The sequence below is a fragment of the Chryseobacterium sp. HMWF035 genome (assembly GCF_003094695.1).
GTDB lineage: Bacteria > Bacteroidota > Bacteroidia > Flavobacteriales > Weeksellaceae > Chryseobacterium > Chryseobacterium gambrini.
Genome location: NZ_QEHP01000055.1, coordinates 125,034 through 149,190, shown reverse-complemented (window position 1 = coordinate 149,190; position 24,157 = coordinate 125,034). Strand labels below are relative to the sequence as shown.

The 24,157-nt window shown below is 35.7% G+C and carries 21 protein-coding genes; 7 read left to right on the top strand and 14 right to left on the bottom strand.

The genetic code is table 11. The annotated features are described in order from the left end of the window. Positions 1–223: 223 nt before the first annotated feature. Positions 224–2,056: a transcription termination factor Rho gene (gene rho / locus DD829_RS09315; RefSeq protein WP_108410435.1), complete on the bottom strand. Its 1,833-nt coding sequence runs from the start codon at positions 2,054–2,056 to the stop codon at positions 224–226. Positions 2,057–2,202: 146 nt separating this feature from the next. Here rho and DD829_RS09310 point away from each other — a divergent pair, with 146 nt between their 5' ends. From DD829_RS09310 to DD829_RS09300, 3 genes are all read left to right on the top strand, one after another. Next, positions 2,203–2,592, top strand: coding sequence for a DUF4293 family protein (locus DD829_RS09310; RefSeq protein WP_108410436.1), 390 nt, complete (start codon positions 2,203–2,205; stop codon positions 2,590–2,592). A 174-nt stretch (positions 2,593–2,766) separates the two neighbouring features. Further along, positions 2,767–3,687 (top strand): M28 family peptidase, encoded by a 921-nt coding sequence (locus DD829_RS09305; protein WP_108410437.1) that lies wholly within the window; start codon positions 2,767–2,769, stop codon positions 3,685–3,687. Positions 3,688–3,843: 156 nt separating this feature from the next. Then, positions 3,844–5,682, top strand: coding sequence for an ABC transporter ATP-binding protein (locus tag DD829_RS09300; RefSeq protein ID WP_108410438.1), 1,839 nt, complete (start codon positions 3,844–3,846; stop codon positions 5,680–5,682). 500 nt (positions 5,683–6,182) lie between these two features. On the opposite strand, the gene DD829_RS09295 is transcribed toward DD829_RS09300, so the two are convergent. From DD829_RS09295 to DD829_RS23525, 3 genes are all read right to left on the bottom strand, one after another. Beyond that, the gene (locus DD829_RS09295; RefSeq protein WP_108409814.1) at positions 6,183–7,979 is read right to left on the bottom strand and encodes a hypothetical protein; all 1,797 of its coding nucleotides are present in this window, start codon (positions 7,977–7,979) and stop codon (positions 6,183–6,185) included. Positions 7,980–8,167: 188 nt separating this feature from the next. Next, positions 8,168–9,148, bottom strand: a complete 981-nt coding sequence (locus DD829_RS09290) for a helix-turn-helix transcriptional regulator (RefSeq protein WP_116547693.1) — start codon at positions 9,146–9,148, stop codon at positions 8,168–8,170. 384 nt (positions 9,149–9,532) lie between these two features. Next, complete coding sequence (locus DD829_RS23525; RefSeq protein ID WP_123912231.1) at positions 9,533–9,871, bottom strand: helix-turn-helix domain-containing protein; 339 nt, start codon at positions 9,869–9,871, stop codon at positions 9,533–9,535. 1,580 nt (positions 9,872–11,451) lie between these two features. On the opposite strand from DD829_RS23525, the gene DD829_RS09280 reads away from it, so the two are divergent. Continuing rightward, entirely contained in the window at positions 11,452–11,805 is a 354-nt protein-coding gene (locus tag DD829_RS09280; protein ID WP_108409244.1) for a winged helix-turn-helix transcriptional regulator, read from the top strand. 100 nt (positions 11,806–11,905) lie between these two features. On the opposite strand, the gene DD829_RS09275 is transcribed toward DD829_RS09280, so the two are convergent. The 6 genes from DD829_RS09275 to rsfS all read right to left on the bottom strand — a co-directional run bounded on the left by DD829_RS09275 (position 11,906) and on the right by rsfS (position 18,469). Continuing rightward, entirely contained in the window at positions 11,906–13,462 is a 1,557-nt protein-coding gene (locus DD829_RS09275; RefSeq protein WP_108409245.1) for a hypothetical protein, read from the bottom strand. A 331-nt stretch (positions 13,463–13,793) separates the two neighbouring features. Then, the gene (locus DD829_RS09270) at positions 13,794–14,450 is read right to left on the bottom strand and encodes a phosphatidylserine decarboxylase family protein (RefSeq protein ID WP_108409246.1); all 657 of its coding nucleotides are present in this window, start codon (positions 14,448–14,450) and stop codon (positions 13,794–13,796) included. A gap of 4 nt (positions 14,451–14,454) precedes the next feature. Further along, complete coding sequence (locus DD829_RS09265) at positions 14,455–15,327, bottom strand: phosphatidate cytidylyltransferase (protein WP_108409247.1); 873 nt, start codon at positions 15,325–15,327, stop codon at positions 14,455–14,457. Positions 15,328–15,352: 25 nt separating this feature from the next. Beyond that, positions 15,353–15,934, bottom strand: coding sequence for an LUD domain-containing protein (locus DD829_RS09260; RefSeq protein ID WP_185140313.1), 582 nt, complete (start codon positions 15,932–15,934; stop codon positions 15,353–15,355). A gap of 136 nt (positions 15,935–16,070) precedes the next feature. Beyond that, a complete protein-coding gene (gene ftsH / locus DD829_RS09255; RefSeq protein ID WP_108409249.1) occupies positions 16,071–18,083 on the bottom strand; it encodes an ATP-dependent zinc metalloprotease FtsH in 2,013 nt (670 codons plus the stop codon). A gap of 23 nt (positions 18,084–18,106) precedes the next feature. After that, entirely contained in the window at positions 18,107–18,469 is a 363-nt protein-coding gene (gene rsfS, locus DD829_RS09250; protein WP_076391563.1) for a ribosome silencing factor, read from the bottom strand. Positions 18,470–18,555: 86 nt separating this feature from the next. On the opposite strand from rsfS, the gene DD829_RS09245 reads away from it, so the two are divergent. After that, entirely contained in the window at positions 18,556–19,269 is a 714-nt protein-coding gene (locus DD829_RS09245; RefSeq protein WP_108409250.1) for a biotin--[acetyl-CoA-carboxylase] ligase, read from the top strand. On the opposite strand, the gene DD829_RS09240 is transcribed toward DD829_RS09245, so the two are convergent. Genes DD829_RS09240 through DD829_RS09225 form a run of 4 tightly spaced genes read right to left on the bottom strand, consistent with a single transcriptional unit; the run spans position 19,263 to position 22,628 of the window. Continuing rightward, positions 19,263–20,375: an LptF/LptG family permease gene (locus DD829_RS09240; protein WP_108409251.1), complete on the bottom strand. Its 1,113-nt coding sequence runs from the start codon at positions 20,373–20,375 to the stop codon at positions 19,263–19,265. The two genes, DD829_RS09245 and DD829_RS09240, sit on opposite strands and share 7 nt — an antisense overlap. A gap of 22 nt (positions 20,376–20,397) precedes the next feature. Then, positions 20,398–21,531: a tRNA guanosine(34) transglycosylase Tgt gene (gene tgt, locus DD829_RS09235; protein WP_076391557.1), complete on the bottom strand. Its 1,134-nt coding sequence runs from the start codon at positions 21,529–21,531 to the stop codon at positions 20,398–20,400. Positions 21,532–21,537: 6 nt separating this feature from the next. Beyond that, positions 21,538–21,915: a DUF4296 domain-containing protein gene (locus tag DD829_RS09230; RefSeq protein WP_087708625.1), complete on the bottom strand. Its 378-nt coding sequence runs from the start codon at positions 21,913–21,915 to the stop codon at positions 21,538–21,540. Further along, positions 21,912–22,628, bottom strand: a complete 717-nt coding sequence (locus tag DD829_RS09225) for a polyprenol monophosphomannose synthase (RefSeq protein WP_087708623.1) — start codon at positions 22,626–22,628, stop codon at positions 21,912–21,914. Before DD829_RS09225 ends, DD829_RS09230 begins: the two co-directional genes overlap by 4 nt. 75 nt (positions 22,629–22,703) lie before the next feature. On the opposite strand from DD829_RS09225, the gene DD829_RS09220 reads away from it, so the two are divergent. Both DD829_RS09220 and DD829_RS09215 read left to right on the top strand, forming a co-directional pair. Next, a complete protein-coding gene (locus tag DD829_RS09220; protein ID WP_084196384.1) occupies positions 22,704–23,372 on the top strand; it encodes a DUF4271 domain-containing protein in 669 nt (222 codons plus the stop codon). A 12-nt stretch (positions 23,373–23,384) separates the two neighbouring features. Continuing rightward, complete coding sequence (locus DD829_RS09215; protein WP_108411599.1) at positions 23,385–24,125, top strand: uroporphyrinogen-III synthase; 741 nt, start codon at positions 23,385–23,387, stop codon at positions 24,123–24,125. The last annotated feature ends 32 nt before the right edge of the window (positions 24,126–24,157 follow it).

Genomic DNA, 24,157 nt, shown 5'->3' with positions numbered 1-24,157 from the left:
GACAAAGTTTTCAAAACATAAAAGAGGTCGGATTTCTTCCGACCATGACTAGCAAAGCCGCCGCCGAAATCCTAAAATAGCGAGTGCGGAAAGCGAGATAAAGCTTCAAAAGAATAATTATTTTCAAAAAAACAGCCATTAAAAACGTCCCGCTTCTAACCAAAAACTAAAAAAGCACGAACATTAAACGTCCGTGCTTTCTATTTAACAAATTAAATTCAATTTATTTATTCATCGACATCAGGAATTCTTCGTTATTCAAAGTTCCTTTGATGTTTTTATCTACAAATTCCATTGCTTCGATTGGATTCATTTCAGAAAGATATTTTCTTAAGATCCACATTCTCTGGGAAGTTACCTCATCCAGAAGCAGGTCGTCTCTACGGGTACTTGAAGAAACGAGATCGATAGCAGGATAAATTCTTCTGTTGGCAATTTTTCTGTCCAGTTGAAGTTCCATGTTTCCTGTTCCTTTAAATTCTTCAAAGATCACCTCATCCATTTTAGAACCAGTGTCAATAAGAGCCGTTGCGATAATTGTTAAAGATCCTCCTCCTTCAATCTTTCTTGCAGCTCCGAAGAATCTTTTCGGTTTGTGAAGCGCATTGGCATCAACACCTCCCGATAAAACTTTTCCCGATGCAGGCGTTACGGTATTGTAAGCTCTTGCCAATCTTGTGATGGAGTCTAATAAAATCACAACATCATGACCACATTCTACCATTCTCTGCGCTTTCGCCAGAACAAGGTTAGCCACTTTTACGTGCTTTTCTGCTGCTTCATCAAAGGTAGATGCAATAACTTCTGCATTTACGCTTCTTTCCATATCGGTAACCTCTTCCGGACGTTCGTCGATCAGAAGAACCATCATATAAACTTCAGGATGATTGGCTGCGATAGAATTGGCAATATCTTTCAGCAACATGGTTTTACCGGTTTTCGGCTGTGCAACGATCATTGCTCTCTGTCCTTTCCCGATGGGTGCGAAAAGATCCACCACTCTTGTAGAAATAGTAGAGCCTTTTCCGGCAAGATTGAATTTTTCCTGTGGGAAAAGCGGCGTTAAATATTCAAAAGCCACACGATCTTTAATGAAAGCAAGATCACGCCCGTTAACTTCTGTGGGTCTTAATAAGGAAAAATACTTTTCTCCTTCTTTCGGTAATCTTACAATCCCTTTTACGGTATCTCCTGTTTTCAGACTGTAATTTCTGATCTGTGCCGTAGAAACGTATACGTCATCCGGTGAAGAGATATAACTGAAGTCTGAAGAACGTAAAAATCCGTAATTGTCCGGTAAAATTTCCAAAACCCCTTCAATGCTTACCATTCCGTCGAAACTGAACTCCTTTTTAGGCTGTTCGTGCTGTTCCTCCGTTTTCTCAGAATGCTGCTGTTGCTGCTTATTCTGATGCTGATTTTGGTTATGGTTTTGATTTCTATGCTGGTTTCCGTTGTTGTTCGGATTGTTGTTTTGTCCTTTTTGGGATCTAGCCTGATGTTGAGGGGTATTATTCGGCTTTTCTTCTGCTGGAGCAGATTCTTGGTATTCTGTGTTTTTGGGAGCTTCTGTTTTTTCCTGAGGCGCTTCTGCGTTGGTTGTATTGGCAGGAGAAACTCTTTTCCTCTTTTTCTTAGCCTGTCCTGTTGCCGTCTGTTCTTCTGTTGCTGGGGCAGGTTCTGCTTTGGTTTCTTCGGGTTTAGGTTCTTCAGAAACGGTTTCTTTTACTTCTGCTTCAGCTTTTTCCTCTGCTTTAGGATTTGTTTCTTCAGCCGGTTTTGCTTCAGCTTTTGTTTTAGCTGTTGTTTTTTTCGGAGCAGCTTTTCTGGCAGGAGCCTTCGCAGGTTTTTCTGCCGGTTTTTCCTCAGTATTCATACTGGTTTCAGTAGCGTTGAAATATTCTTTTGCTACTTTTGGATTGGAAGCCTGAAAGTCAAGAATTGCAAAGATTTTGTCATTTTCAGTGCTGTTTCTTGCAACTTTAACGCCTAAATCCTTTAAGATTTTAGTCAGTTCCGTTACGGATTTTGACCTTAACGTTTCAATGTTAAACATATTTAGTGTAAAAAATGTAATTAATTGTGAATAAGAAAAGTAAGTCAGGTGACTGTTGTTTTCAAGTACATTCGTATAATGCAAATCTACACTTATTTTTGAATTGTGCAAAATTTATATTACTTTTGCGTAGAATTTAATATTCAATGCTACAAAGAATACAGACTATATGGACTTTTTTAGCAGTGTTGGCTGCTGTGTTTCTGTTCATTACAGGAGAAGATGTTGTTATTTCAGACAGCTTTCCTGTGATTAATATCGGATGTATTATCCTTGTTTTGGTGGGAGTACTCAGTATTTTCAGCTTTAAAAACAGAAAAAGACAAATATTGCTGAACAACATCAGCATTATTATAAACGCTTTGTTGATTGGTGTATTGATGTACTGGTTACTAAAATTATCCGGAGGAATAGATTTTCCTGAGAAGGGTATTGAGCCGGTTTTCTCATTAATTGCGGTGATCTGTCTGCTTATTGCAAACATTTACATCAAAAAAGATGAGAGGCTCGTAAAATCTGTGGACAGACTTCGATAACCTTACAACGATTTTTTGAGTGAGAACAGCTTCTTTCAGGAGCTGTTTTTTATTTTGTGTATTTTCAGAATTATTCGTGTGTAAGAGATTTTTTTCCTATTATTTTTCAATTAAATATATTTGTATGCAACATTTCCGTTTATACTGCGACAGATTGTTTATAAATTATTAAAAATGAAAAAACTCACCTATCTTACCTTTACGCTGTTTTCAATATTTTCTTTTGCGCAGGAAGTCTCTTCAGAAAGAGTACGGAATGTACTTTCAACACTGGCTTCAGATGAAATGAAAGGCAGAGAAATCGGAACTGTGGAAAATGATAATGCCGCCAATTATATTGCAAAGCTTTTTAAAGAAAACAATTTAGATTTCTGCACCGGAAATTCTTATCTGGTTCCTTTTATATACAAAGAAAAAACCGTTTATAATGTTTGCGGAGTAAAAAAAGGAAAAACGGATAAATTCTTAGGCTTTTCCGGACATTTTGATCATATCGGAACCAGCAATAACCCCAAAGACAATATTTACAACGGAGCCGACGATGACGCAAGCGGAATTACCACTCTGGTAGGAATTGCAGATTATTTCAAAAATAAAAAACCTGAGTTTTCTCTGGTGTTCATGGCATTTAACGGAGAAGAAAAAGGAATGCTCGGTTCAAGAGCTATTTCAAAAGACAAAAATTTAAATCAAATTTATGATCATATGGCTGCTCTTTTCAATTTTGAAATGGTGGCTACAGAATCTGCCTTCGGAAAGAACGCTTTGTTTATGACGGGCGATGAATTTTCGGATCTTGATGAATTGTTTAATAAAAATGCAGCAAACGGCTTAAAAATAAATCCTGATCCTTATGCTTCGGAACAGCTTTTCTACCGATCAGACAACGTAAGCTTTGTAAAAAAGAAAATTATTGCCCATTCTTTTTCCACGGTAGACATGACGAAAGCGACGCATTATCATCATGAAAATGATGATGTAAATGTTGTGGATTTCGAGAATTTAACCACCATCATCAATAATTTCGGAAAAACTTTAGACAAACTTTCACCAAAGAATTTTGAACCGAAGTATAACGATAAAGTGAAATTTTAAAATTCGATATCTAAAGTTACCTTTCTTCGGGTGGCTTTGTTTTTTCTGAAAAGTGTAACAAAATAAAGGCTGCATCAACTTATTATAAAGTAAAAGGCGATTAAAAACGTCTTATCATTTAAATTACGTAATTTTGCTATCCAATTTTTTCATTGAATGAACGAATATAAAAAAATATTAAAATTCGCAAAACCACACCAGAAATACATTTTCGGAAGTTTATTTTTCAATCTCTTATATTCTGTATTTCAGATTGCTTCATTAGGAACGATTCTTCCTGTTTTGGGAATGCTTTTCGGAACTATTAAACGGGAAGATTTTGAATCTGCTCCTGTATATTCCGGAAATCTTACAGATTTATTTCCGTACCTGAAAAACTATTCCAATTACTATATCCAGACTTTAGTGGATGATTATGGTACGCTGAATGTTTTAGCATGGCTCTGCGTCATCACAGCATTTATGTTTTTATTGAGGAACCTTTTCAGATATTTAGGGTCTTTCCTGTTGATTAATTATCGTGTAGGCGTTACGAAAGATCTGCGCGGAGAAATGTACCGTAAGGTTTTAGCTTTGCCGGTTTCATTTTTTACAGAGAGCAGAAAAGGAGATATGATGTCGCGTATGTCTAATGACGTAGGCGAAGTGGAAGGCAGTATTTTAGGAAGTTTAGTGGAGCTGATTAACGCTCCGTTTATGCTTGTGAGTACCTTAATAAGTCTGTTCCTGCTAAGTTCTGAATTAACGCTTTTTTCTCTGTTGGTTTTACCGGTGATGGGAACTTTAATCGCATTAATAGGGAAGAGCCTTAAAAAAGATTCTCACGAAGCCCAGAACGAAATGGGAACCATCTTCTCTATTGTGGATGAAACTTTGAAATCTTCAAAAGTAATTAAGATTTTCAGTGCAGAAAAGATCATGGACAGCCGTTTTATGGGCTCTATGCAAAGATGGATCAACAGCTCAATACGATTGGGAAGAAAAAAAGAACTGGCATCGCCGATCAGTGAATTCCTTGGTTCTGTTACTTTCTTAATTATTGCATGGTATGGCGGAAAGCAGATTGTTGTGGAACACAGCATTGCGCCACAGGATTTTTTAGTTTTTTTAGGAATGTTCTTCCAGATTTTACCTCCGGTAAAAAGTTTATCGCAGTCGATTTCCAACGTACAGAAAGGAGAAGCTTCTTTGCACAGGGTTTTGGAAATTCTTGAAGCTGATGTGAAAATTGAGGAAGTTGCCAATCCGGTAAGTATTTCGACACTTAATAAAGCCATTGAATTTAAAAATATCGGTTTTTATTATGATAAAGAGCACGCTATTCTTAAAAATTTCTCTTTAAGCATTCCTAAAGGAAAAACGGTAGCTCTTGTCGGACAAAGCGGAAGCGGAAAAACAACGATTGCGAATCTTCTGGCAAGGTTTTACGATGTTTCCGAAGGTGAAATTCTGATTGATGGTGTAAATATTAAAAACTTAAGGTTAAAAGAATACCGTAAGCTTCTCGGAATGGTTACTCAGGAATCTGTATTATTTAATGATACGGTGTACAATAATATTCTGATGGGGAAACCTGAAGCCACCAGAGAAGAGGTAATTGCTGCTGCCAAAATTGCCAATGCAGACAACTTTATTACGAATCTTCCTGACGGATATGATTCTAACATCGGAGATGACGGAGGAAAGCTTTCCGGAGGTCAGAAACAGAGAGTTTCCATTGCAAGAGCTGTATTGAAAAATCCACCGATTATGATTCTGGATGAAGCAACTTCTGCTCTGGACACGGAGTCGGAAAGATTTGTTCAGGATGCACTGGAAAAAATGATGGAAAACAGAACGTCTTTGGTTATTGCCCACAGACTTTCCACCATTCAGAAAGCAGACTGGATTGTAGTGATGGAAAAAGGAGACATCGTGGAACAGGGAACCCATCACGATCTCATTGCGAAAAAAGGAGTTTACCATAAACTTGTAGAATTGCAGAATTTCGATTAGTTCTGTTTACAATAAAATTAAGAAAGAGTATTACGAAAGGATTTTAAAAACTTTAGGAATACTCTTTTTTTGTTAAACGGATTCAATTTCAATGCAAGATTTAAAAACTTTTAAATAAGTCTGTTTAAACTTCTTATTTAACCACAAAAGTCACAAAGATCAACTAAACTTTTATTTAAATTTGGTGATTATCAATGAAAAAGATCACAATAGTCTTAAAAATCTCTGATTTTTATTCTTTTGGGAACTTTGATTATTCTGGAAATTCACTTTATCATTATCTTTTTTGCCTTTTGTGGTTAATTCTAAGATTAGTTTAAACTAGTTTAATGTTAACTTTTAAAATTCAAAAGGGCTTTTTAATCAGTATTTTTCTGAATCAAATTTTCAAACTTTGATTTATGGCTGCATTTATTATTGTTACTGCTACATAACAAAAGCTCCCGCAACACGAATGATGCAGAAGCTATCTTTAAAAACTATGTAATTGTGATTATTTGTTACGGCGTATTAATACCATTGGTTTCTGCCTGTTTTATAGCCCAAGCTAACGCATTGGCAAAGATGATAGAATTCTGAACCTGCATACTTCCTGCCGCATATCCATTTCCTGCATATCCGTATGTCGATTTTTCTACCGGAAAATACCCTCCAGAACTTGGCGCCACAAAAGGCTCTATTGTATTACTTGTATATTGATTTCCGTTGGCATTTTCATTGCTTAAAAATCCTCCGTCTCCAAACCAGATAAAGTTCAGCGAGCTGTGTCTTAAACCTGTAATTCCGGTTCTGGAAGTGGTGCTGTTAATAGGCTGTGCATAACTGAACGGAATAAAGCCGCTGGTCAGTCCCGTTACATTAATAGTTCCTGATGCATCTTCTCCCCAATTCTTTCCTCTTACATCTCCAAATGGTCCGTTAAGAATTGGATCATTTGTATTGGTAAGGGCATATACAGAACCGGCTCCGGCTCCGGCGTTTGCAGAAATTGTAGGATCCGAGAAAATTGCTCTCATCATATTCTGCGAAGATGATGCCTCGTCCTGAAAAGCAATTACCACTCCTTTTTTGTTTAAATAATTTGCAATGTAAGATGCCTCTAAAGCAGTGGGTGTATAGCTGTATCCTATGATTACCAGATCGGGCTTATTATTCAAAGCGGCTAATAGCGCTGCACTTGTAGGAGACGCTCCCAAAGAAGTGTGTGTGTATCCTCCTGACTTTACTACACTTGAAGCAGTAGTCCCAAAGTTTGTCTGCGAATCCATTAAACTTCTGGATGGTCCTGTAAAAGCGCTGTATCCATATACCGTTTCATTCCCGATATGTAAAACTTTTTTTACCGGTATTGTCATTACAACGGTAACGTTGCAGGTAGAAGCTCCGTCTGCACTGTTGGAAGTAATTGTCATTACTTTATCAGCCGTTGAAGTTGGTATTCCTGTTCCGGATAGGGTTACGTTCTGATTTCCTGTAGAAGTGAAGGTTCCTGAACCACTGAAAGAGATTCCGTCTACTGTATTTGTTGTTATGGAATAACTTCCCAAAGCAGTTACTGTAACAGGCAATGTTATTGTATTGCCTGCTCCAAGAGCGACGCCTTTTGTATAAACACCATTTACAGTTGCGCTTCCACAAGAAATTGAGTAGTTTCCCGCAGCGCTCAGTACATTAACGGTTACAGCAGGAGTACAAGATACACTTACTCCATTAGCAAACAACTGTACGGTATCAGACTGAACCACAGAGGGAGTTCCCTGTCCCTGAACCTGCACGGTTTGTACCCCTGTGCTTAAAAATACGCCTGTCCCATAAAAATTGTATCCGTTAGAGGTTGTCCCTGTAATGGTATAATTTCCCTTTTTGGTCACATTTACGGTAACGGTAAGATAATGCGAAGTGTTCAAAGTCTTTCCCTCAACATAAGTCCCGTTCGCTTTTGTATTGGCACAGTCTATTGTAAATACAGATTTCCCTATCTGTCCGCAGACGCTTTTCCATTCATTGTCTGCGAGGCTCCAGTAGTTCAGGCAGTCTTCCGTGGTATTGTAAACCGTAAGACCATCATCGGTTGCCGAGTTTATGACTATGGCATTTCTCTGGTTTTCCGTAAGGCGCGGAATAAGGATTCCTTTATTTTTATTTCCTGAAACAATATCCAGAACAGAATTGGAATTGGGCGAAGAAGTATTAATCCCTACTGCCCCATTGTATTGCGAAAAAAAATTTTCAAAAGCAAAGAAGAGAGCAATCAATAATAATCTTGCTATACATTTGGTCGATTTTGTATTCATCATTTTCTATTTTTTTGGATTAAAATTTTAAGTAAAAGATTATAATCTCTGCAAAATTAGCCTCTGTAAAAATGATATTGCAAAATTTTAATACGCAATACTACTCACGCGTAGTAAAACTCACAGGTTGTTAATGCTTTAACTGAAATTCACTGCACAGGCTGATAAAAATCTGAAATTACATTGTGGCTCTATATCCTTAGAAGAAAGCTGTTGATGTTGGTATCAGAAGGAATATTCAGTTTTTTCCGTATTCTGTATTTTTTACTCTCTACCGCTCTTATGCTGTTATTGGTACACTGTGCAATTTTTTTCGTATCGAAATCCAGCTTCATTAATGCACAAAAATAGAGTTCAGAATGAATCAGATTAGGATTAATCTTCAAAATAGCAGGGATGAAACCCGGAAAGAAGATTTGAAATTTCTCAAAAAACAAAGATGAATTTTTTTCTGCCAATCTGAAGATTTCATCAATGTTTTCATCCGTAAGATGATTTACCAACATCTGGTTTTTCATGAGCTGAGTGTTGGTTTTCATAAGATCTTCAATAGTTGAGTCTTTAATTTTTGTATTTTTTATTAATCCGTTTATCAGTTCATCTTTCTTGCTTATGAATACCATATCAATTAAGAAAGAAACAATGGAAAATATAATATTGAACAGCTTTATGGTAATATAATCCTTTGTTTCTAAAAATTTACTTCTCGGTAAAAAGTTAAAATCATAGTAGAGACAGGCTATAAAATTAAAGCTTATGAAAAAAGCCAAAAAATAGATTTCAGTTTTGTCTTTGCGATAATTGAAGAAAAAAGGAATTGCGAAAAGAATACTGAAATAAAAATACTCCATCCCTACCATTTTTGAAGTGTAGATATTAAAAAAGCTTACGATGAGAGTAAGCATCACAAGAATACTTACCACGCTTATTTTGAGATTTTTATGAAACTTTTTCACCTTATCTTCTATTGAAATCATCAATATCCAGAATAAGGTAATTAGTGTAAGAAAAACAGAAGCAATAATATCTCTGTAAAAAGTAATAATAAATATGGAATAGAATAAGAATATAAAAAAGAGAAAAAGCAAATAACGATTAAGTAAATGATTGTAATCATTTTCAAAATTATTATTACCTCTTTCCTTTTTATCGAAGAAAAGTTTGTAAATCATTGCGTGTGTGTTTTTTTTAGAATCGAATTTAACTGATTAATCTCTTTAAATTCGACATTGCAAATATACTTAAAATATGATTAAAGCATTTTTATCTTAACTTATACATCTTAAACCCCTGAATTTCGATTGGAAGAATAAATTTTAAGACAAGCAAAATGAAGATGATTTCAAATGCTGTTATGCATAATGTATCATCATCTGGAAAAATAGTATTTAACCAAATTTAGCTAAAACTATACGGTACAAATTTCAGGTAAAATTAGCAAATGAGGATTCTTCTCACACATACTCATCCCCTTAATTATACGCATGAGTAGTAAAACGCACTATTTTGGAACTTTTCTAAGGGTTTCTAGGATTAAAATTTATGTTACTGATATTTCAGCTGTTTATATCTTTCAGATATTCTCTGGGAGATTTGCCCATAATTTTTTTGAAAGCTCTGTTGAACTGGGATTGATGTACGAAACCCGCACTTGTGTAGATGACCTTTAAGGTATACTTTTTATGAATGTCCTTTTGAAATTCCTGTATTACAAAATTTATTCTGTAGGAATTTATAAAATCATTAAAATTGGTTTTCCCTTTTTGGTTTAAAGCTGCTGAAATATAGGTTCTGTTTGTATTTAAAGATTGGGTTAAATCATAAATACTGGCATTAGAATTAAGATAAAATTTATTCTTTTCGGTATACTCGATGATTCGTCTGTATAAAATCATCAATTTATCTTCTTTTATTTCGGTGTCGGATAGCAATGAGGGTTCTGGCTCTACGGTTTCATTTTTCTGTTCAAAGTTGTTCTGTATTCTTACGCTTTTAAATTCTATGGCATAATATATATGAAACGTTAACAAAAAAAGGAAAAAGAAGAAGTGAAAGTATAGGGAAAATAAATTGTAGATCCACAGGAAAAAGACGGTATTAACATCTTTACTTTTCCAGCTGGGAAAACTGTTCCACTCGAAACCGCTGTAAACGAATAAAAATATAACGAAAAAAAATGCGGAATAAAGAAAAGTTTGTTTAAAATTATTTACATAAGAAAAAGATATAGGGAATAATATTAAATAAATTAGAGTAATCGGGAAATCCGGAAATTTAGATACCGAATTGTACACAATTAATAATAACTGAACACAATTATTAAAATTTACGAGATGCTTAAATTTAAAATTATCTAAAAAATCTATTTTCCACAATAAAATTAAAGATGATAAAAAACTTACCACGGCAAGTATCGTATTGTATCTGGTAATAATGCCGTAGAAATAATAATCTAATATTTTTATCAATATAATTACTAAATCTAAGAACAATTTAATCCACAAATACTGTCTGATGAATACCTTACGTTTTTTATACAGCATTTCATTATTATAATTCATAATTATAAGTGTCTCTATACCTTATTAAATAAACAGAAAACTTAATCATAAATATCGTGAAATGGAGTTCTTAAAAATATCTATCAGTATGACTGATGAAAGTATTTATTCTGCTGTTTTGAATCAATAACTTATCTGCAATCCTCTTTGGTTTACAAATGATTTTCTACAGATCATTACGAGTAAATTTATCGGCTCCCGATGCAAGTTCTGCCCATCTACCAACTGCTGTTGTCTGTGATATTTCGATCAGAATCCTTTTTAAAACTGACATCGTTTTTGTTTTTCGAATTAAAAGTATTAATACTTACTTGGGCAACAATATATATTAATGATATAACAATAAGGAGAATCACCTTTCTTTTCATTACAGTTTTTCGAGTAAAGTTTCAATAAGCTTTAAAAATTATATCTAAAAAAATAATTAAAGCAAAAATAACAGTTTTAAAATTATCTCAAAAAATTGAACTTTTTTCAGCCGGATAAAATAAGCTAATTAGTAAAAAATGCAGAATTAAAATGCTGTTATAACAAAAAACATACACTTAAAAAACACTACTAATCAATACATTAAACAATAAAATAAACTTATACATCAATACGATATTTATTTTTACTTTTTAGTTTCTATTTGTATTTACTTTTACAAAAAAATTTAGAAAACAAGATTAACGCTGATATATTTATAATGTTAATGTAAAATATTACCATTGAATAATCATCACAACTTACATCCATATATTGTTAAAACTACAATCGTATTTTAACATACTCATTGAGTCTTTAATGTAAGAATATCAATTTTACAGAACAGAATACAAACAGGATTTTAGATTAATTTGTCAGTATTCTTCATAATTTTTTCTTCGGAATACGTTTGAAGCATTTACCTGACTTTATACTGACCGCGAATAATGAGCAAAAGCATTGAAATAAATGGTAAAGTCTATCCTTCCACGATAAGTCTAGCAATGGATCTGGTGGGAGGTAAATGGAAGGCTATGATTTTATACCATTTAAAAGATGGTGAAAAACGCTATACTGAACTAAAAAATGAGATGTCTTTTATTACCGATATGTCATTAAGCTTATATTTAAAACAGTTACGAGACGATAATCTTATTTCCAGAAAATCTTACGGACGAAAACCTCCGTTAAAAGTTATTTACAGTTTAACGGATCTGGGTAAAACCCTTATTCCGATATTAGAAGCTGTGGATCATTGGGGAAGTTTTATATTAGAGCAACAAAACGAAAATACCAGATAAACTTTTACATTTTATTAAGCATAAAAATAAAAAAGCTCTTAAAACAATCTTTAAGAGCTCATTTTTTTTCAAAATTTATGTTTTTATTTTAAAATAATCTCTAAGGAGAACTAATCTGTTCTATTTTTAGATATCCTTTTGTACTAAGACAAGTACCATTTGGGCAACTTGTGGGATTTAAATAATTTACATTATTATCATTGGTAAAGAAACAGGTTAACACATAAACGATTTTGGCGTTATCTAGTGTAGACCAAACATATGTTCTATATTCAGGTAAACTGCTATCATAAAAGTTTGCAAGCCCCCAAGCGGCAGTTGCATCAGCCGTAAAAGGTCCTGAAAAACTTTGCCCATTCCCTCCGTTCCATATTCCTTGGGCAGTAAATACATTATCATTGTAAGCAACTGATGCTGGTCCGCTGTAGCGCTGGGTTGAACCATTCCATACTATATGCGGAGTTCCAACATTACTTCTTATTTGTAATCTTATACTAGGTATAAAAACATCAGGCTCTACAAACATTCTAACCGAAAATTTTCCATCGGGTGAAGTAATGTATTTGTGATATCCTGCAATCGGATCATTTGTTGAAAACAAAGGTCCCAAAGTGATCGACTGACTGGATTCAGCGGCAACCTGATCGCCTACTGAAGCACTACAATTTTGACCATTGGTAAGAAACGACACTAAACCATTACCGGAACTTCCCTGTACAGGAAAAGTAATTACTGTAGGAGAGCTAACCGTAGGCGTTCCCCAGACTGAAAAAGAAAGCTGCCCACTGCCTGTTGCAAGCTCTCCCGGAAGCAGTTTTATATTTAATCCATTTACGGTAACCGTAGTTCCTTCCTGATAAAGACCGCCATTCCCATCTGTATACGGGATTTTTAAAATCCCGCTATAAGCAGTACCACTTGTATAATTTCCCGGAGATATCGTGGCAGAATTACAGATTAAAGAAGTAACAGTGGGTGCTTTTGTAGATTGATTATTAATTGTTCTCCATTCGGTTCCATTCCAAAAAACAAATCCTTTATAAGTCAAAGCTGCTGATCCGTTATTATAGACTAACATACTGGTTAATGGATTAGGGATGGTAACAATATCTGTGCTACTTGTAAGAGCAACTCTGGGAATTAAAATACCTTTATCTGAGGCTGTTAAATCTAATAATGCTGATGTATTCGGAGTCTCAGTTCCAATCCCCAGATTTCCGTTATCTTTTATAACAAATGCTTTATTGGCAGGTCTTGCAGTCGATCCATCAGATTGGGTTGCAAGTTTCACCATCTGGTTGGTATTGTCGTTGATGAATGCATCGTTTGTTAAATCTCCTGCAGTCCCGCTTCCACCCAAACCGACCCATGAAGAAATTCCATCCCAATAGTAAAATCCTTTATTATAAGAGCCGGAATTGGCTATTAAATATACTAACTGCCCATTCACAGTTCCGTTTACATTTAGTGCTGTAACTCTTGGAACAAGAATCCCGTCTGCAGCATCTACAACTCCGGGAACTGCGACTCCTAAAGTCCCTGTATCATTCTTTCCTCTAATATCAAGGCTTGCCTGAGGAGAGGAGGTATGTATTCCAACCTGAGCAAAAGATGAGCAACTTAGCCCGATTAGGTAAAAAATATAAATATTTCTCATTTCGTAGTGTTTTAAGTTAGGGTTATTAAATTATCAGAAATATTTACAGCCGATTGTATAAATATAACTTGTGATGGAATTAAAAACTGGGCACGCAAAACATACCAAATCCATTATCCCATTGATTGTCTTACTCTTACTACGAAGCAAAATTATAGCATATTTAAATCTCTAACAATACCTATCATTTTTGATAGGTTAAAATAATTGAAACTTTTTTTAATTTTAAACTTCAAAAAAATTTAGAAATCCCTTTAGATGTTGATTTTTGAAAAACAAAAAGAGAGGCTAAAAAACCTCTCTCTGTATCTTTATAATTTTGTATTAATTTTTATTCTTCCTTCATTCTCGCGATCACATCCAAACCTCCTTTGGTAATGTCCCCGATCTTACAGACAATTTCCGTATCTAAAGGTAGAAAAACGTCCATTCTGGAGCCGAACTTAATAAATCCGAACTCATGTCCCGCTTTTGCAGTATCGCCTTCATTACAGTAGAAAACGATTCTTCTCGCAACATATCCCGCAATCTGTCTGAAAACCACTTTATGATTCGTTAAACTTTCCACTGCAACGGTTGTTCTTTCGTTTTCCGTAGAAGACTTTTCGTGCCAAGCTACAAGATATTTTCCCGGATGGTATTTTTTATAAATTACATTTCCTGAAACCGGATATCGGCAGATATGAACATTCAGCGGAGACATAAAAATAGAAACCTGAATCGCTTTCCCTTTGATAAATTCATCCTCTTCAACTTCTTTAATCATTACCACTTTTCCGTCTACCGGAGCAATCACATTTTCTTTGTGATCGAGAATTTCACGATTCGGAACTCTGAAGAACCAAAATACTAAACTGTAGATTACCAGTAATGGCAGAATGATCACCAACGACCACATTTCAAGAAAATAAATCGCCAATGCGCCCAAAATGATGAACAGAATGGTGGCAACGGTAATGGTTCCTTTTGATTCTCTGTGTAATTTCATGAGATTAAATAAATTTTTCTAAAATAAAGTACAAATATACGACAGGAACACAAATAATGAAACTATCCAGCCTGTCTAATACACCTCCATGTCCCGGAATGATGTTTCCGCTGTCTTTCACGGCGAAATTTCTTTTCAGTTGGCTTTCCACCAAATCCCCGATCGGCGCGAAGGCAGCAACCAGAAAACCTACCACCATCCAGTTTCCGCGAAGATCCGGATGATAATGTTCTACAAAGTAAGAAAGGATTAAAGTAAGAACAACACCGCCAATATAACCTTCCCATGTTTTTTTAGGAGAAATTTTAGGCGCCATTTTATGTTTTCCGAAGAATTTTCCGGTTAAATAAGCAAAGGTATCGCTGCTCCAGATCAGGATGAACAGAAACAGAACTTCTAAAGAAAAACTGTCGTCATAGCTTGTAAATTTAGGAAGTCCCAAAGCAAAGCTGAAAGGCAGTGCGACATAAATTACGGTGAAAATAAGCTTTCCGCTGTCAAAATATAATTCGTTCGGGAATTTAAATAACGTAACGGCAGCAATCACAATAAGAACCATTGCAAGGATTTCACTCAGTCTGAAATCGAAAAAGAAATCAAAATTGAAATACCTTTTCGAGAAGACATAAAAAATAAAAATCACCAAAGGAAAAACAACAAACTGTTCATAGCCTTTCCCGAATTTCATGATTTTAAAACATTCCCAAGAACCGACTCCCATTAAAAGAGTGATTAATCCGTAATACAGATACTGCTGCTTCACAAGATCCGGCGAAATACTGTTGATTAAATGAGCTCCAAGCGGAGTGGTACAAAGAATAATAACTGCTACGTAAACAATTCCTGATAAGGTTCTTTGAATGAGATTTTTGTCCAAGATGTTAAAATTTTAAATCTGATGCTTAATCTTCAAGCAACAATAAAAACAGTTTTGTGTTGGTATGGGAAGAAGTATCCATTTTCGACTGTCCGCCGCTGATGGAAGTAAGATTTTTAATATTCCCGTTTCTCTTGATTTTTCCCATGGCATCATTCAGGTTGTTCACAATCTGTGAAATATTCGCCATAATGATAATTTTATCCGGCAGTCTGGAAGAATGATAATGAAGGATATTATTGTGAGAAAGCATAATTCTTCCGTCGTACGCAATAAGATATTCGCAGGTAATGAAACTTGCATCATTATTGCTCTGAAGTTCAGAAGTATACGGCGTTTTCACCACATTAAGGAAATTCTGAAGGTCTTTATCCCAACAGAATATATTGTGAATTCCTTCAATTTTAATAATCTGGTTCAAAGTCTGTAACGCCTCCGCTTCATCAGCACAGTAGTTAAAAAAACCTCCGGAATGCGTAAACAGTTGGGCAAACTTATAGTCGAGATCCGCATTTTTCAGGGAATCTCCTAACTTTTCCAGACTCTGCTTTTCTTCCTGCTCAGACTGGTTGGTAAGTTTGCTTACAATCTTCTTAAATAAATTCAATTTGATCTATTTTTAGTCAACTTTATACAAAAATATAAATTAATCATATAGAAATCCAAAAACATACCGAGAAATATAAAAAAACCCGACAATTTTGGAACTGTCAGGTTTTGTGCTATTTAAATTCTACGAAATTTTAAAGCTGTGTAGGGCTTTCAGGAGCCTGAATTTCGCTGTCTCCTTCTTTTTCTTTGATAAGAATCTCTTCTTGCGGTTCTTTGTCATCCGGAATCGTATTGGTAACAGGTTTCTCTGTTAATTCGGGATCCCATGCTCTTTTTCCGAAAATTTCTTCAAGATCTTCACGGAAGATTACTTCTTTTTCTAACAGCTTACTTGCCAAAGCATCAAGCTTGTCTTTATTTTCAGTTAAAATCTGAACTGCTCTGTCATACTGATTTTCGATAATTCCTTTGATCTCAATATCAATTTTCTTCGCTGTTTCTTCAGAATAAGGTTTCCCGAAAGAATATTCAGACTGCCCTGAACTGTCATAGTAAGAGATATTCCCGATATTCGGACTCAAACCGTAGATGGTTACCATTGCCTGAGCTCTTTTGGTTACACTTTCAAGATCAGAAAGCGCTCCTGTGGAAATATTATTGAATATTACCTGCTCTGCTGCTCTACCTCCCAATGTTGCACACATTTCGTCCAGCATTTGCTCTGTAGTCGTCAACTGTCTTTCTTCCGGAAGATACCAAGCTGCACCCAAAGAACGTCCTCTCGGAACAATCGTTACTTTCAATAGCGGTGAAGCGTGTTCTACCAACCATGAAATCGTAGCGTGTCCCGCTTCGTGATAAGCAACTCTTCTTTTTTCAGAAGGTTTAATGGCTTTGTTTTTCTTTTCAAGACCACCGATGATTCTATCTACTGCATCAAGGAAATCCTGTTTCGTTACCGAAGTATGGTTATTTCTTGCGGCAATTAACGCTGCTTCATTACAAACATTCGCAATATCTGCTCCACTGAATCCCGGCGTTTGTTTTGCCAAAAATTCTCTGTCTACATTATCATCAAGTTTGATTTTCTTTAAATGAACATCAAATATCTGTCTTCTTTCGTGCAATTCCGGAAGGTCTACATAAATGGAACGGTCAAAACGTCCGGCTCTCATTAAAGCTTTATCCAGAATATCTGCTCTGTTGGTTGCAGCCATTACGATAACGTTCGTATCGGTTCCGAAACCATCCATTTCAGTTAGCAGCTGGTTCAGTGTGTTTTCTCTTTCGTCATTTCCGCCTGAGAAATTATTTTTTCCTCTTGCACGTCCAATTGCGTCGATCTCATCAATAAAGATAATCGCAGGAGATTTTGCTTTAGCCTGAGCAAAAAGGTCTCTTACTCTTGAAGCTCCTACCCCAACAAACATTTCCACAAAATCTGAACCTGAAAGCGAGAAGAAAGGAACTTTCGCCTCTCCGGCTACTGCTTTTGCCAATAATGTTTTACCGGTTCCCGGAGGACCTACCAAAAGAACTCCTTTCGGAATTTTACCTCCCAGTTTGGTATATTTTTCTGAGTTTTTAAGGAAATCCACCACTTCCTGAACCTCTTCTTTAGCACCTTCAAGACCTGCAACATCTTTAAATGTTACCTGAATTCTTTCTTTTTCGTCAAAAAGTTTTGCTTTAGACTTTCCGATGGAGAAAATTTGTCCGCCGGGTCCGCCTCCGCTTCCCATTTTTCTGAAAAGAAGGAAATAGAAAATTCCTAAAATCGCAATCCAGATTAATGCCTGAATTAAAAAGCTCGTTAACGGACTTTCGCCTTCCGCATAATCTTTAGACGTTTTTATTGCCGGATTTTGCATTCTGATGGCATCAAATTTTTCAAGAAAAAGTCTAAGATCTCCATATTTAAGCGAGTAATCTGCCTTTGGAGCCATCATAAGCCCCGAAAAAGGATTAGATTTATCGTCTTTTTTTACGGTAGCTGTTTTGGCAGCCTGCGTTAAAAATACATCAGCTTTCTGAGCCTGTTTGTCAATTAAAACTCTCTGGATTTTTCCTGCCTGCATTTCTCTGAAGAAACCGTCTTCATCGATTGTCTTACCACTGCTGTCGCCCATAGAATTGGCTACAAAGAACAGCACAAGTGCTACAATCATGATAGGAAAAAACCAGTTAAATCCTTTATTGTTCATTTATACTTTTTAAAATTTAATAATTAATTTTCGATTTTCGTAATCACAGCATCTCCCCAAAGTTCTTCAATATCATAATATTCTCTTACTTCTTTCTGGAAAATGTGGACTACTACGGAAACGTAATCTACCAAAACCCACATAGAGTTTTCGGTACCTTCTACGTGCCACGGTCTGTCTTTAAGGTCGTTTCTTACTTTTTTCTCTACACTTCCCGCTAACGCCGAAACCTGTGTATTTGAGTTTCCGCTGCAAATGATGAACGTTTCTGCTACTGAATTTTCGATATTGGAAAGATCAAAGATCATGATATCTTCACCTTTTACATCCTGGATAGCCTCTACAATTTTATCTATTAGCGCTTGTTTTTCTACTGTTTTATTCATTAAAAAATACTATAATCTGCAAATTTATTGTTTTTCTTTTACTTTAGCCTTATTTTTAGCCTTTTAAAGTCTTAAAGTTTTCTTAAATGAGTGCACTGTTTTATCTGAAAGAATGTTCTTCTACTAATGACGAAATATCTAAGTTTTTACTTTACGGAGATTCAGATTTTATTGCAGTTCATACATTCAATCAGACGAAAGGTCGCGGACAGTACGGAAATACATGGTCTTCAACGGCTGAAAAAAATTTGGCGTATACTCTTGCTGTAAAGGCTGAAAACTTTACAGTCTCGGATTTTATGTTCAATTATTATACCGCAATTGCAATACGGGATTTCCTTGCCAATTTGACTGACTGTGACGTGAAGATAAAATGGCCGAATGATATGATTCTTAAAAATAAAAAAATCGTCGGAATTCTTATTGAAAAGAAAAAAAACAACCAGAATAATTATTTCCTCATCGGAGCCGGATTCAATATTTTGCAGGAAAAATTTGAAATTTCCAATGCAGGATCGCTTTTAACGCAGACCGGAAGAAATTTTAACCTGAATGATTTTACGTTGGAACTTCATGATTTTTTAACCGAAAAACTGAAAAATATTCCTTCGGAAGAGGAAATCCTCAAGCTTTTCAATGCAAACCTGTTCCGCAAAGACGAAATATCTGTTTTCGAAATTGAAAAAACACGCCAAAATGGCATCATCAAAAAGGCTGACGAAAAAGGTGAACTCTGGATTGATCTTGAAAATGACGGACTACAGTCTTTCTATCACAAAGAGGTAAAATTACTTTACTGATTGGCTCTTTTAATGTAAAGAAAAGCAGCAAGCGGTAAAAAGATCATATTGGGAAGCCACATCGCCAAAGCCGGCGAAATACTTTTATTTTCCGAAACCACTTTTAAAGCTTCAAAGGAAAATACGAAAACAAAGGCTAAAGAAATCCCTAAAGCTAAGTTAATCCCCAATCCGCCTCGTTTTTTCTGTGAAGAAAGCGACAGTGCTAAAAAGGTAAGAATAACAATAGAAAAAGGCATTGAGGTTCTCTGATGAAGCTCATTTAAGTGCGCATTTAAGTTGCTGTTTCCCTTTTCGATTTCTCTTTTAATAAATTTTATCAGTTCCGGTGTTGTTTTATTCTGCCCTAAAAGTTCATTCGGGAAAAGTTCTTCCGGATCATGACCGTATTTTTTCTTCAGATCGAAACCGCTGGATAATTTCTCTGTATCGTCTTTATTGATGGTTTTTTCCGTATAGGAATTCAGGACAAATTCTTTTTTATCTTTATCCCACGAAACATCAGAAGCCTTTAATTCGTACGTCATTCTTCTGTCCTTATCAAACTTCTGATAGACGAATCCTGAACCTCTTTTGTCTCTTTTGTTCCAGGAATTGATAAAGATATATTCGGTTTTGCTTAATTGCGCAGAAACCGGAGCCGTTCCTAAAACTTTCTCTTTATTGGTTGCATTATAAGTATAGGCTTCAAGCTGGTTTTTCTGAATATTCGCCCACGGAAGCAGAAAGTGATTGATTCCCAACGATAAAACAGCAATAAACAACGACGTAAGCAAATAAGGTCTTGCAAACCTGTGAAAGCTCGCTCCACTACTGATAACGGCAACAATCTCGGTATTGTTTGCCATTCTTGAGGTAAAATAAATTACCGAAATAAAGACGAGAATAGAAAGAAACGTCATCACCAGATTCACGATCCAGAAAGGATAAAAGTGAATCAGGAAATAGGTAACGTTAAGTTTTGGGTCTAATGCCGTTGCATTTTCGATTCTTGGAATTTTCTGCTGAACATCGATCACCAAAACAACAATAGACAGCAATATCAGCATGAAACTGAATGTTCCAAGGTATTTTCTAACGATATATCGGTCTATTATTTTAAGCATTTTACTGCGTTTTTATTTTTAATTATAATCTCTGACGAAGAATTGGAACCACCGAATTTTTCCACTGATAGAAATCTCCTGCCATAATATGTTCTCTTGCCACTTTTACCAGATCCAGATAAAAGGCTAAATTATGAATGGAAGCAATCTGTTTTGCCAGATATTCTTTAGAAACAAACAAATGTCTTACATACGCTTTAGAATATTCTCTGTCTACGAAACTTGTTCCAAATTCGTCCAGAGGCGAAAAATCTTTCTTCCACTTTTCGTTTTTCATATTCATTACCCCTTTCCATGTGAAAAGCATTGCGTTTCTGGCATTTCTTGTCGGCATCACACAGTCCATCATATCGATTCCCAAACCGATGGATTCCAGGATATTCCACGGAGTTCCCACTCCCATTAAATATCTCGGTTTTTCTTTTGGCAGAATATCGGTAACCTCATCCGTAATTCTGTACATTTCCTCTTCAGGTTCGCCTACGGAAAGACCGCCGATTGCGTTTCCTTCAGCTCCGGCTTCCGCAATGACTTCTGCGGAAATTTTTCTTAAATCTGAAAAAGTAGATCCCTGAACAATGGGGAAAAGTCTTTGCTTGTGGCCGTACAACTCAGGATTGTTTTCCGTCCATTCAATACATCTTTTTAACCAACGGTGTGTAAGTTCCATTGAAGTTTTTGCCTGATTGTATTCGCATGGATACGCCACACATTCATCAAAAGCCATAAAAATATCGGCTCCGATCTGTCTCTGGATCTCCATGGATTTTTCCGGAGAAAACATATGGTAACTTCCGTCGATATGAGATTTGAATCGGGCTCCTTCTTCAGACATTTTTCTGCTGCTTGCCAGTGAAAATACCTGAAAGCCTCCCGAATCCGTAAGAATCGGCAGATCCCAGTTCATGAATTTATGCAAACCTCCTGCTTCCTGCATGACTTCCATTCCCGGACGAAGGTATAAATGATAGGTATTCCCCAGAATAATCTGGGCTTTGATATCTTCTTTTAATTCTCTCTGATGAACTGTTTTTACACTTGCAACGGTTCCTACAGGCATAAAAATAGGCGTCTGAATTGTCCCGTGATCTGTGGTAAGTTCTCCGGCTCTCGCCTTCCCCTCAGAGGTTTTTTCTATATTAAAAAACTTTTGCATCTTAAATTATCTCGATAAAGCAGGAGGATTCTGAAGATTTCCTGTTTTATTTTTTTTATCCTTTACATACTGATCCGCTTTCGGATCTTTCTCTAATATTATTTTCTGGGCATCATCTGCGATACCGCTCATCTGTTCCTTTACTACATAATATTTGAAGCTTTCCACAAAATCCTGAGATTTTACATTGTGCGTTTTCAGAATATATCTTGTTCCTGCCTCCAGATTCGTGTTTGGATACATGAAAGTTGCCTGATCGTTAATGGAAAGATCAGCCATAATTTCTGCCATCTGATCTTTCGGGATCAGATTTTTAGGCTTATCGATGTAGTCTCCGCATGAAAACAGACACATCAGAACGAAAATGAAGATCAGCTTTTTCATAATCTGTTGATGATTGATTTCCATTTTAAATTTAAAACTCCAAAAACCGCTTCATGAATGATGCCGCCATTCATTTTGCTTTCTCCTAGAATTCTGTTTGTAAAAATAATAGGAACTTCTACAATTCTGAATCCTTTTTTAAAAGCTCTGAATTTCATTTCGATCTGAAATCCATATCCTTTTAATTTTACGTTATCCAAACCAATTTCTTCCAGAACCTTTCTTGAAAAGCAGACAAAACCTGCCGTGGTATCATGAATCGGAAGTCCTAAAACAAACCGCACATATTTTGAAGCGAAATAAGACAGCAAAACACGTCCCATTGGCCAGTTTACCACATTTACTCCTTTGGAATACCTGGAACCGATTGCCATATCTGCGTTTAAACAAGCTTCATACAGTTTAGGAAGATCATTCGGGTTGTGCGAAAAATCGGCATCCATTTCGAAAATATAGTCATACTTGTTTTCGATTGCCCATTTAAAACCGTGAATGTATGCTTTTCCCAAACCATCTTTTACCTTTCGTACCGAAAGATGAAGATAGTGCGGGAATTTTTTCTGTAAATCCTTCACCAGATCCGCCGTTCCATCAGGAGACGAGTCATCCACTACCAAAATATGAAAGTCATCTTCCAATGCAAAAACTGCGGAAATAATATTTTCAATATTTTCCTTTTCGTTGTAAGTCGGAATTATGACCAGTTTTTTCATTTCAGTTTGCAAAGATAGTTTATTTAACCTTTTTATTTTATACAAAATAATCTATAATTTTGCAAAAAAATTCCGTTGCCGTTATCACAAACATTTATAAATCATGTAAGAATACCTGAAAATAACGATTGGGTAATCTTTATATTGCTGGGCTGTATCTTTTTATACCTTTTTATGATGAACGTCGTAGAAAGAGAAGCCAACCTGAAAGACTTTCTGCTTCAAAAATATTTTGATGCCAGTAACAACCTTCCGAGCTGGGTAATCACCTCCTGCGTTATTACACTTACGCTTTCGGTTTTAATCTCGCAGTATATTCCTGTTGTTCCCAAATATGTTGCCGATCTTCAGGTTTTGGGATATCAGCTTAATAAATTCGGGTTTTGCTTAATTGCGGTCATTCTTTTTTATGCAGTAAAATCAACTTTAGGATTTTTATTTTTCCAAAGCATTGGTGACGGAAAAAAATGGACTGTTTTTTATTTTACCTCTACAAAATTTTATTTTATCCTGTCTTTTTTGTTAATAATTTTATGTGTAACCCACTATTATTTCCCGATCGACAGAAATAAAATGTTTTTATATTACATTTTCTTTTTCTCTTTTGTATTCATTTTCAAGGTGTTTTTCTATTTATTTCATAAGAACAACATTTTACCCGAGAAATGGTATTATAAATTTTTGTATATTTGCACGCTCCAAATTGCACCCGTTTTGTTGCTTTGGAAACTATTGTTTTTTTAATAACTGTCAATGATGAGAATAAAGTCTATATTGGTTTCTCAACCAGCGCCAAGTGAGTCGTCTCCGTACCTGGAAATTGCAAAGAAGGAAAAGATAAAGATTGATTTCCGCCCTTTCATCCACGTCGAAGGAGTTGACAATAAAGAGCTTAGAACACAAAAGATCGATCTTACGCAATATACCGGAATTATTTTCACGAGTAAAAACGCGATCGACCATTATTTCAGATTAGCTGAAGAGCTTCGTTTTTCGGTTCCTGATACGATGAGATACATCTGTCAGTCGGAAGCCATTGCGAACTATCTTCAAAAGCATATTGTATACAGAAAAAGAAAGATCAGCTTCGGGGAAAAGAATTTCTCGGATCTTCTTCCACTGTTTAAAAAATTCCCGAGCGAAAAATATCTTTTGCCTTCATCAGATGTTTTAAGCCCGGATATTACCAAAACAATGGAGGCTTCTAATGTAGACTGGAAAAGAGCCATCATGTACAGAACGGTTTGCAGCGATCTTACAGACATTAATGTAAAAGATTATGATATGCTGATCTTCTTCAGTCCGCAGGGAATAAAGTCTTTACAGCAGAATTTTCCGGATTTCAAGCAGGAAGAAACAAAAATCGGCGTTTTTGGCGCAACTACTTCAGCAGCAGCAGAAGAAGCAGGACTAACAGTAGATTTAATGGCTCCTACAAAGGAAACTCCGTCCATGACCATGGCATTGGAAAAGTATATTAAAGCACTACATAAATAAGTTTTTAATATAAAATATAAAGCAACCGTCTT